This is a genomic window from Gilliamella sp. Gris1-4 (genome assembly GCF_001690335.1).
Classification (GTDB): Bacteria; Pseudomonadota; Gammaproteobacteria; order Enterobacterales; family Orbaceae; genus Gilliamella; species Gilliamella apicola_P.
Map to the genome: position 1 here is coordinate 1 of NZ_LZHA01000005.1, position 2,317 is coordinate 2,317.

Consider the following 2,317-nt stretch of genomic DNA (forward strand, 5'->3'; position numbering starts at 1 on the left):
CCCTAAATCTTATTGATTCGCACGGTAGCCAAAGTAGGGCGCCACAGTTATTTTCATCATCGAAGTCATTTCGCGTAGCGGAATCGACGCCGTCATCGGGGTCTTTACTGGCGATGCTGTCGGCGGATTCTTCGACAACATCTTCGGTCACATCATCGGCCATATATTCGGCAAAATTATCGTCGATATCCAAGTGGTTATTAAAACCGCCATTGTTATCCAAACCGGCATTACTATTCAAGCTGCGGTTATTGTTTAGGCCTTCATTGTTATCAAAATCGGCATTGTTCTTTACGCCGTTGTTGTTATTGTCATATACACAGGGAACAGAGGCGTTAACGGTAAATACAGCCAATACTATTCACGGAAGTGCGCCGTATTTAACATTTGACGGTGGTCGAACCAAGGCAACCGATACAGACACATTTTTGGCAATCGAGTTGCCAGATGGAAGACGTATCACTCAGTCAACAAACACATCAAGTGTTACAAATCCGATAATGTTACCAAGTGGAAATTATACATTTAATGATATTCATACGGTATTGCCATCGGGTGCAACATCTATTAGTTTAAATAGTCTAATCAGCCAAGGGAAGTGGGGAGATGATGATGGGGATGGACAGGGTACAAATGGTGTTACTGCAACAGGGAGTATATCGTTAGTAATAAAGGATAAAGATGGCACTACGGTTAGTCGTGGTGATACATTAAATCTATGTAAAGCGCCTTATAAGGTCACTTTAGATAGTACAGGGGGAAGTTTAACTACACAGTATGGAGTGCCAAATAGTAGTCGTTTTTACGGAGGCACAGCGGTTTATTATATCACGACGTCACAGCCTGGTATTTGTTCGGTCAGGCCGAATCTATTCTATGGCACAGACAGCTACGCAGGCCCAGCTAACATATGGTCTCCTACTAAGGGCTTTTTAGTTCAGTCAACAAACCCATCATCTTACGACAGAAACTTTCCTACTACAGGTTCAGATGGATTGTATTTTGATTTGGAGATTCCTGCTGGGATTGACGCAAGTCAGTTGCGTTGGACAGTTAAGACAAGTGGTAGTATAAGGGCTACGGTGACAAGTGTAGCAGCTAATGATGGTTGGATTCCTGGTGTTGATAGAAGAAAAGTTGTCGCACGGGTAACGTTGAGTGGTCCTAGGGCAAATAGTAATAAGATAAGCTCAAGTAGTCCTGGTCGAATTACACGTCCAGTTTTGCCACAGACCTTCGAGTTGGTGGGAAGGGATAGAAGTGGTAATGGGGTTCGGTATGGTTTTAAGTTAAGGCAGTGGTTCGTCAATCGGGATAATCAATTTAAAAGTTATAGTGACCAAACAGCATGGTGTAGAAGTTTGGGTTATCGAATGCCACGGGTAAGTGATTTAACCAATGCGAAGTGTGGTGTAGATAATACTTGGTTTCCATGTGTAAATGGCATAGATGGCGCAGCCCCTAGTTCATCAGGAAATTGGCATCAGCGTCACATAGGGGCAGGATTTTTCACGGAGTGGGGCTACATGGACAAATACGCTGGTGCGGGCTTCGTCTACGGCGGCTACTGGACGAGCGACGCAGCAGGTAGCAACCAGTTCGCTGTCCACTCGGGCTACGGCGTCGTCCACAACCACAGCGCTTACACCGATGTTCTCGCTGTTTGCACCGCACCTTAGTTCTTAGCGTTTAGTTCTTAATCCTTAGGGCGCGGGGGTGGTTATGGTGCTTGAGAGGATAATATAACAAAGAACAAAGCCCCCGCGTAAGTTGGGGCGTTTCCCTTAGGGTTGCGCCGTTGTGGCAAAGCCACAATAGCGCCGCCCCCCGCCGCCGACGCTGAAAGTGTCGATGGCAGTCTTAGTGGATTACGCTGTGGCGATTTAAATTCTTGGTCTATCTGTAGTACGGCAAGGTTTCGGACGTTTTGACCTTTGGTGAACAAAATAGCTACAGTGACAACGTCCGAGTCAGGGAATTAAAGCGAATTCCCTGACAACCCACGCTTTGGCTACAGAATGTGGCCTTCGGCAATACTCGTATCATCCTGATACTCGCCTCTACGAGGCCATCTTCGCTATGCTCAGATGTTCAAATTTGTTCCAGACAAATTTGTCCTCCGCCGTCGCTCGGTCTTAACGCACCGTTTGTGGACGCGTTCCCGACGCACCACAAACTCGCCAAACATCCCTGTTTGGCGTGCTAACCTCGCTCTGTTGTCGGCACATTCTGACGCCGTAACAAGACAACAACATAACCTTGAGTGGCTTTTATGAGTCACTTTTTTATAAAAAACACTGCAAAAACCACAAAAAAT

The 2,317-nt window shown here is 46.1% G+C and carries 2 protein-coding genes; one reads left to right on the top strand and one right to left on the bottom strand.

Features of this window, described 5'->3' with window-relative positions; all coding sequences use genetic code 11:
* A partial coding sequence (locus tag A9G31_RS00490) for a hypothetical protein (protein WP_141671316.1) occupies positions 1 to 241 on the bottom strand: 241 nt, incomplete at its 3' end.
* 67 nt (positions 242 to 308) lie between these two features.
* Here A9G31_RS00490 and A9G31_RS00495 point away from each other — a divergent pair.
* A complete protein-coding gene (locus tag A9G31_RS00495; protein ID WP_141671318.1) occupies positions 309 to 1,679 on the top strand; it encodes a hypothetical protein in 1,371 nt (456 codons plus the stop codon).
* Positions 1,680 to 2,317 lie beyond the last annotated feature (638 nt).